7 protein-coding genes are annotated in these 7,453 nt (G+C 73.3%); 4 read left to right on the forward strand and 3 right to left on the reverse strand.

All coding sequences use genetic code 11. The features are described 5' to 3' along the window. The first annotated feature begins 57 nt into the window (after window positions 1-57). Together AB0C78_RS37015 and purE are read left to right on the forward strand one after the other, a co-directional pair. On the forward strand, window positions 58-1,269 hold the full coding sequence (locus AB0C78_RS37015; RefSeq protein WP_360757408.1) for a 5-(carboxyamino)imidazole ribonucleotide synthase: 1,212 nt from the start codon (window positions 58-60) through the stop codon (window positions 1,267-1,269). Beyond that, entirely contained in the window at window positions 1,266-1,760 is a 495-nt protein-coding gene (gene purE / locus AB0C78_RS37020) for a 5-(carboxyamino)imidazole ribonucleotide mutase (protein ID WP_360757411.1), read from the forward strand. The genes AB0C78_RS37015 and purE overlap by 4 nt, the downstream gene beginning before the upstream one ends. 65 nt (window positions 1,761-1,825) lie before the next feature. Here the strand turns inward: purE and AB0C78_RS37025 are convergent, their stop codons facing one another. Then, entirely contained in the window at window positions 1,826-2,245 is a 420-nt protein-coding gene (locus AB0C78_RS37025; protein ID WP_360757414.1) for a CoA-binding protein, read from the reverse strand. A 38-nt stretch (window positions 2,246-2,283) separates the two neighbouring features. Beyond that, on the reverse strand, window positions 2,284-3,618 hold the full coding sequence (locus AB0C78_RS37030; protein ID WP_360757416.1) for a UDP-glucose/GDP-mannose dehydrogenase family protein: 1,335 nt from the start codon (window positions 3,616-3,618) through the stop codon (window positions 2,284-2,286). Window positions 3,619-3,733: 115 nt separating this feature from the next. On the opposite strand from AB0C78_RS37030, the gene AB0C78_RS37035 reads away from it, so the two are divergent. After that, a complete protein-coding gene (locus AB0C78_RS37035) occupies window positions 3,734-4,903 on the forward strand; it encodes an acyl-CoA dehydrogenase family protein (protein ID WP_360757419.1) in 1,170 nt (389 codons plus the stop codon). Window positions 4,904-4,950: 47 nt separating this feature from the next. Here the strand turns inward: AB0C78_RS37035 and AB0C78_RS37040 are convergent, their stop codons facing one another. Then, window positions 4,951-5,934 (reverse strand): sigma-70 family RNA polymerase sigma factor, encoded by a 984-nt coding sequence (locus AB0C78_RS37040; protein WP_360757426.1) that lies wholly within the window; start codon window positions 5,932-5,934, stop codon window positions 4,951-4,953. A 50-nt stretch (window positions 5,935-5,984) separates the two neighbouring features. Here AB0C78_RS37040 and AB0C78_RS37045 point away from each other — a divergent pair, with 50 nt between their 5' ends. Next, the gene (locus tag AB0C78_RS37045) at window positions 5,985-7,385 is read left to right on the forward strand and encodes a DHA2 family efflux MFS transporter permease subunit (RefSeq protein ID WP_360757421.1); all 1,401 of its coding nucleotides are present in this window, start codon (window positions 5,985-5,987) and stop codon (window positions 7,383-7,385) included. The last annotated feature ends 68 nt before the right edge of the window (window positions 7,386-7,453 follow it).

Raw genomic sequence — 7,453 nt, forward strand, 5'->3', positions numbered from 1 at the left:
CGTCCGACGCCCGGAACAGGTGAATTGTTCGGGTCCATCGGCCGATAGCCTTCTGACGTGAGCAATCCACCTCAGACACCCGTCGTGGGCATGGCGGGCGGCGGGCAGCTGGCCCGGATGACCCAGCAGGCCGCGATCGCCCTCGGCGTGCCGCTGCGCGTCCTCGCCGGGGCGCCGGGCGAGTCGGCGGCGAAGGTCGTCGCGGACGTCCGGGTCGGCGACGACCGCGCCCTCGACGACCTGATGGCGTTCGCCAAGGGGTGCGACGTGGTGACCTTCGACCACGAGCACGTCCCCGGCCCGCACATCCGCGAGGTCGAGGCGTCCGGGGTGCCGTGCCGGCCGGGCGCGGCGGCCCTCGCGCATGCCCAGGACAAGCTGGTCATGCGGGACCGGCTGACGGAGTTCGGCGCGCCCTGCCCCGCCTACGCGCCCCTGCCGTCCGCCGACCCGATGCCCGCGCTGGAGGCGTTCGGGCGGGAGCACGGCTGGCCGGTGGTCCTGAAGGCGACCCGCGGCGGCTACGACGGCAAGGGCGTGTGGGTCGCCGACAACCTCGGCGTCGAGACCGTCGAGCTGGTCGGGCGGCTGGTCGCCGAGGGCGTCGACCTGATGGTCGAACAGCACGTTCCGTTCCGGCGGGAGCTGGCGGCGCTCGTCGCCCGCTCCCCGTACGGGCAGGGCGCCGCGTACCCGATCGTGGAGACCGTCCAGAAGGACGGCATCTGCGTCGAGGTGATCTCCCCGGCGCCCGGACTGTCCGGCGAGCTGGCCGCCGAGGCGCAGAGCCTCGCGCTCCGGATCGCCGACGAGCTCGGCGTCACGGGGCTGCTCGCGGTGGAGCTGTTCGAGACCGAGCCGCCGAGGACCGGGCGGCAGGGCAGCGGCCGCGGGCTGCTCGTGAACGAGCTGGCGATGCGCCCGCACAACTCCGGGCACTGGACGATCGAGGGCGCCCGCACGTCCCAGTTCGAGCAGCACCTGCGGGCCGTGCTGGACCTGCCGCTCGGCTCCACCGAGCCCACCGCCCGCTACACGGTGATGGCGAACGTCCTCGGCGGCGACGACCCGGACGTCTACTCCCGCTACTTCCACGTGATGGCGCACGACCCGGGCGTCAAGGTCCACATGTACGGCAAGGAGTCCCGGCCCGGCCGCAAGATCGGGCATGTGACGGTGCTCGGCGACGACCTGGCCGACCTGCGGGAACGCGCCCGGCACGCGGCCGACTACCTGCGGTGGGGCAAGGCGATGGGGGAGCACGCATGAGCGGCCCGGTGGTGGGCGTGGTGATGGGCAGCGACTCCGACTGGCCGGTCATGAAGGCCGCGGGGGAGGCCCTGGAGGAGTTCGGGGTCCCCTACGAGGCCGACGTCGTGTCCGCGCACCGGATGCCGCACGACATGATCGCCTACGGCGAGCAGGCCGCCGGGCGGGGCCTCCGCGCGATCATCGCGGGCGCCGGCGGCGCCGCGCACCTGCCCGGAATGCTCGCGTCGGTGACGCCGCTGCCGGTGATCGGCGTGCCCGTCCCGCTGAAGTACCTCGACGGCATGGACTCGCTGCTGTCGATCGTGCAGATGCCCGCCGGGGTCCCGGTCGCGACGGTCGCGGTCGGCGCCGCCCGCAACGCCGGGCTGCTGGCCGTGCGCATCCTCGCCGCGTCCGACGAGGGTCTCCAGGCGAAGATGAAGGACTTTCAGCAGTCGCTGTACGACCAGGCCAAGGCGAAGGGCGAACGGCTCCGAGAGAGCCTCTGAGCCGCCTGCCGGGCTCGCGGCTCAGTGCCGGCGGCCCGTGGGCTCAGTGCCGGCGGCCCGTGGGCTCAGTGGCGGCGGCTCCACTCCACGGCGGGGCAGCGGTCCATGACGACGTCGAGCCCGGCGTCCTTCGCGCGCCGGGCCGCCGCCTCGTCGATCACGTCCAGCGGCATCCACACGGCCTTCGCGCCCGCCGCGATCGCCTCGTCCACGACAGCGCCCGCGTGCTCGGCGCGCCGGTAGACGCCCACGACGTCCACCTCGGAGGCGTCCGGCACGTCCGCGAGGCTCGCGTAGCCCTGCTCGCCCAGCACCGCGTTCCCCGACGGATGCACCGGGATGATCCGCTTCCCGCGCCGCTGCAGCAGCCGCGCCTGGTTGAAGACCTCCCGGGCCGGATTGTCGCCGAGGCCCACGAACGCCCACGTCCGGGACTCGCTGAGCAGCCGGCTGATCACGTCCGGGTCGGCGTAGACATCACCCATGTCCGGCACAACACCCCCGGCTCCTCGATCGTTCCCGGTCAGGGGCGGCCGAGGGCCCGGTAGTTCCAGCCGGCGGCGCGCCAGCGCTCCGGGTCCAGGGCGTTGCGACCGTCCACGATGTTGCGCTCCGCCACCGTCGCGGACAGGTCCGCCGGGTCCATGTCGCGGAACTCCCGCCATTCCGTCAGCAGCAGGACGACGTGCGCGCCCCTGACCGCGCCCAGCGCCGATGACGCGAAGTCCAGGGACGGCTGGGCGCGGCGGGCGTTCTCCATCGCGCGCGGGTCGTACACCGTCACCCGGCCGCCCTGCGCGCGGATGGTCGCGGCGACGTCCAGCGCGGGCGAGTCGCGGACGTCGTCGGAGTCCGGCTTGAACGCCGCGCCGAGCACCCCGACCGTCCGGTCGGCGAACGAGCCGCCGAGCAGCTGCCGGGCGAGATCCACCATCCGGATCCGGCGCCGGATGTTGATCTCGTCGACCTCGCGCAGGAACGTCAGTGCCTGGTCGGCGCCCAGCTCGCCGGCGCGCGCCATGAACGCGCGGATGTCCTTCGGCAGGCAGCCGCCGCCGAACCCGAGCCCGGGGCCGAGGAACCGGCCGCCGATCCGGTCGTCGTGCGACAGCGCCTCCGACAGCTTCGTCACGTCCGCGTGCGCGGCCTCGCAGACCTCCGCCATCGCGTTGATGAACGAGATCTTGGTGGCCAGGAACGCGTTCGCCGACACCTTGACCAGCTCCGCGGTCGGGTAGTCGGCGGTGATGAACGGCGTGCCGGCGGCGATCATCGTCCGGTAGATCTCGCGCAGCACCTTCTCGGCGTGCTCGGCGGCGCCCTGCTCGCCGGGCAGCCCGGCGACGATCCGGTCCGGGTGCAGGGTGTCCTCGACGGCGAACCCCTCGCGCAGGAACTCGGGGTTCCACGCGAGGACGGCGTCGCCGCCCACCGGCGCGTCCCTCGCGACCGTCTCGGCCAGCCGCGCCGCCGTCCCGACCGGCACGGTGGACTTGCCGACGATCAGGCAGGGCCGGTGCAGCAGGGGCGCGAGCGCGCCGATCGCCGCGTCCACGTAGGTGAGGTCGGCGGCGTACTCGCCCGGTTTCTGCGGGGTCCCGACGCACAGGAAGTGGACGTCGCCGAACTCGGCGGCCTCCTCGTAGGACGTCGTGAACCGCAGCCGCCCGTTCGCCAGGCCGCGGCGCAGCACCGGTTCGAGCCCGGGTTCGTAGAACGGCAGGTCGCCGGCCGCGAGCCGGGCGATCTTGTCCTTGTCGGCGTCCAGGCCGAGGACCTCGAAGCCCAGGTCGGCCATGCAGGCCGCGTGGGTGGCGCCGAGGTAACCGGTTCCGATGACCGTCAGCCGCTGGGTCAAGGCGGGCTCCTTCCGGTTCGCTGCCGCCGTCGTACGCCCTAGTGAACCTTCCCCGAAGAGCTGCCCGGTACCGGCGGCGGCGCAGCGGAGTCTACTGGCCGGTAGCATCGTCGGCATGAGCCATGACTTTCCCGCGTACGCGCCGTCGGAGGAGCAGGAGCTGCTGCGGGCGACGGTGCGTGAGCTGGCGGATGCCAAGATCGCTCCGTTCGCGGCGGAGGTGGACGAGGACGCCCGGTTCCCGCAGGAGGCGCTGGACGCGCTGGTCGCCAATGATCTGCACGCGGTGCACGTGCCCGAGTCTTATGGGGGTGCGGGTGCGGACGCGCTGGCGACGGTGATCGTGATCGAGGAGGTCGCGCGGGCGTGCGCGTCGTCCTCGCTGATCCCGGCGGTGAACAAGCTCGGCACGGTACCGGTGCTGCTGTCGGGCTCCGAAGAGCTGAAGCGCAAGTACCTGGGGCCGGTGGCGCGGGGCGAGGCGATGTTCTCCTACGCCCTGTCGGAGGCCGATGCGGGGTCGGACGCGGGTGGGATGAAGACCCGTGCGGTGCGTGACGGGGACGCCTGGGTGCTCAACGGCGCCAAGATGTGGATCACCAACGCGGGCGTGTCGGAGTACTACACCGTCATGGCGGTCACCGACCCCTCCGCCGGCGCCCGGGGGATCTCGGCTTTTGTGGTGGAGAAGTCCGATCCGGGGGTGTCGTTCGGGCCCAAGGAGCGCAAGCTGGGCATCAAGGGGTCGCCGACCCGGCAGGTGATCTTGGAGGACGTGCGGATCCCGGGCGACCGGATCATCGGCGCCGAGGGCACCGGGCTCAAGACCGCGCTGGCCACGCTGGACCACACCCGGATCACCATCGCCGCGCAGGCTTTGGGGATCGCGCAGGGCGCGCTGGATTTCGCGCTGGGCTATGTGAAGGAGCGCCGGCAGTTCGGTAAGCCGATCTCTGATTTCCAGGGTGTGCAGTTCATGCTGGCGGACATGGCGATGCGGCTGGAGGGCGCGCGGCAGTTGACCTACCACGCGGCGATCAAGTCCGAGCGGGCGATGCACGGCGAGAAGATCCCGGACCTGACGTTCGTGTCGTCGGCGTGCAAGGCGCTGGCCTCGGACGTCGCGATGGACGTCACCACCGACGCGGTGCAGCTGTTGGGTGGGTACGGGTACACGCGGGAGTTCCCGGTGGAGCGGATGATGCGCGACGCCAAGATCACCCAGATCTACGAGGGCACCAACCAGATCCAGCGCATGGTCATCGCCCGCCAGCTCCTCAAGTAACCCAGAACACCCCGCGCGCCCCCGCCCCGCCGCCACCGGGACGGGGGCTACAGGCGGCGGGGGAGGTTGAAGCGGTCGACCAGGGCAGGGGTGTGGAAGGCGGTCACGGCCGCGATGGCGGAGCCGCGCAGCGTGACGACCTGGATCGCGAAGGCCTCGCCGTTCACGTACATCGCGAAGCCCGGCTGCCCGTTCGCCCGGATCGGGACGAGCCGGATCCGCTCCTTGCGGAGCCTGGCCTCCAGCAGCCGGAGGACGGCGTCGCGGCCCGCGAACCACGACGGGGTCGGCGGCATCTGCCAGACCGCGTCCTCGGTGAGCAGCCGGGCCAGCGCGGCGATGTCGGCGCGCTCGAAGGCGTCGGTGTACCGGTCGAGGAGGTCGCGGCGCTCCGGCTCGGAGGGCTCGGCGATCTCGTCGATCGCCGGGTCGAGCCGGTCCAGCCGGGCCCGGGCGCGCTGCAGCGTGCTGTGCACCGCGGTCGCGCTGATGCCGAGCGCCTCGCCGGTCTCCTCCGCCGACCAGGCCAGCACGTCCCGCAGGATCAGCACCGTCCGCTGCCGTGCGGGCAGGTGCTGCAGCGCCGCGATGAGGGCCAGCCGCAGCCCGGCGCGTCCCGCCACGATCGCCGCCGGGTCGGCCTGCTCGTCGGCGATCGGCTCCAGCCACGGGATCTCCGGGTCGTGCGGGACGATCGCGCCAGGGTCGGAGATGGGCCCGCCCAGCCCGGCCGGCAGCACCCTGCGGCCGCCGTTCCGCAGCGCGTTGAGGCAGGCGTTGGTGGCGATCCGGTAGAGCCACGTCCGCATCGACGCGCGGCCCTCGAAGTCGCCGTACGACCGCCAGGCGCGCAGGTACGTCTCCTGGACGAGGTCCTCGGCGTCCTGCACCGACCCCAGCATCCGGTAGCAGTGGGTCAGCAGTTCCCGCCGGAACGGCCCTGCCAGCCGGACGAACTCGTCGCTCGGTTGCTCGGTCATCGTCATGCCATGTTCCTCCCTTTCTTGTACAGACCCGCCGGCTCGCCGGATTCATCGGGTCGGGACCGGCCGATTCCGCCGCGCCGCGGGTCGGTACTGGCATGAACAGGAAATGGGTGCTGGGGCTCGCCTCCGCGGGCTCGGTGATGGTGGCGCTGGACGCCACCGTGGTGACGACGGCGCTGAGCCGGATCCGGCTGGATCTCGGCGCCTCCATGGAGCAGCTCGAATGGACGGTGAACGCCTACAGCCTGAGCTTCGCCGTCCTGCTGATGACCGGTGCCGTGCTGGGCGACCGGTTCGGGCGGCGGCGGCTCTTCACGGCGGGGCTGGGGCTGTTCACTCTCGCGTCGGCGGCGTGCGCGCTGGCCCCGGACGCGGGCTGGCTGATCGCGGCGCGCGTGGTGCAGGGGGCCGGCGCGGCCCTGGTGATGCCGCTGGCGATGGCGCTGCTCAGCGCCGCCTACCCGCCGCCGGACCGGCCGAAGGCGCTGGGGCTTTTCGCCGGGCTGACCGGGCTGGCGGTGGTCGGCGGCCCCGTGGTCGGCGGCGCCGTCACCCAGGGGCTCGCCTGGGAGTGGATCTTCTGGCTGAACGTGCCGATCGGGCTGGTCGTGATCCCGCTGGTGCTGCGCCGCGTCCCGGAGAGCCGCGGCGGCGGCGACGGCGTGGACGCCGGCGGGCTGCTGCTGGTGACCGGTTCCGCGCTCGGCCTGGTGTGGGGGCTGATCCGTTCGGACGCCGCCGGATGGGGGAGCGCCGAGGTCGCGGGCACGCTGGCCGCGGGCGCGGTCTGCGGCGTCGCCTTCGTCGCCTGGGAGCGGGTCGCGGCGCGGCCGATGGTGCCTCTGGGGCTGTTCCGTCTGCGCGGTTTCGCGGCGGGGAACGCCGCCGGGTTGTTCATGTACGCCTCGCTCTACGGGGCGCTGTTCTTCGCGGCGCAGTACTTCCAGACGGGGCGCGGCGACCGGCCGCTCGCCGCCGGGCTGCACCTGCTCTCCTGGACGGCCGCGGTGACGATCGTCGCGCCGGTCGCGGGCCGGATGGTGAACCGGGTCGGCGCCCGGCCGCTGGCGGCGCTGGGGCTGGCCATGCAGGCGACCGGGATGGGCTGGCTCGCGCTCGCCGCGACGCCGTCCGTGCCGTACGGGGAGCTGATCGCGCCGATGCTGATCGCGGGCGCCGGGGTCAGCATGGCGATGCCCGCCGCGCAGGCCGCCGTGCTCAACGCGGTGGAGCCGCAGCAGATCGGGAAGGCGTCCGGGGTGTTCAACACCGGGCGGCAGCTCGGCGGGGTGTTCGGCGTCGCGGTCCTCGCCCTGGCGTTCGCCAAGGCCGGCGGCTACGGCGGGCCGTCCGCCTTCACCGACGGCTTCGGCGGCGCGATCGGCGTCGGCGCCGCGCTGTCGCTGGCCGGGGCGGTCGCGGCGCTGGCGATCCCGGGCCACCAGGCGGCGCCGGCCCGGCGGCCCGCCGAGCCGGTCCTCACCACGAACCGCTGAGCGCTCCGGAGACGGGGCGGGCGGCGGCCGGGGCGGGGAGCACGAACGAAGGGCGTAAGACCAGTGAA

The organism is Actinomadura sp. NPDC048394 (genome assembly GCF_040651755.1).
In the GTDB taxonomy this organism is placed as follows: Bacteria; Actinomycetota; Actinomycetes; order Streptosporangiales; family Streptosporangiaceae; genus Spirillospora; species Spirillospora montaniterrae.

What these genes read in the sequence shown, in the direction of transcription:
- AB0C78_RS37035 (WP_360757419.1), top strand. Translation starts at nt 3,734, where the DNA reads ATGAGCCATGACTTTCCCGCGTACGCGCCGTCGGAGGAGCAGGAGCTG.
- purE (WP_360757411.1), top strand. Translation starts at nt 1,266, where the DNA reads ATGAGCGGCCCGGTGGTGGGCGTGGTGATGGGCAGCGACTCCGACTGG.
- AB0C78_RS37045 (WP_360757421.1), top strand. Translation starts at nt 5,985, where the DNA reads ATGAACAGGAAATGGGTGCTGGGGCTCGCCTCCGCGGGCTCGGTGATG.
- AB0C78_RS37025 (WP_360757414.1), bottom strand. Translation starts at nt 2,245, where the DNA reads ATGGGTGATGTCTACGCCGACCCGGACGTGATCAGCCGGCTGCTCAGC.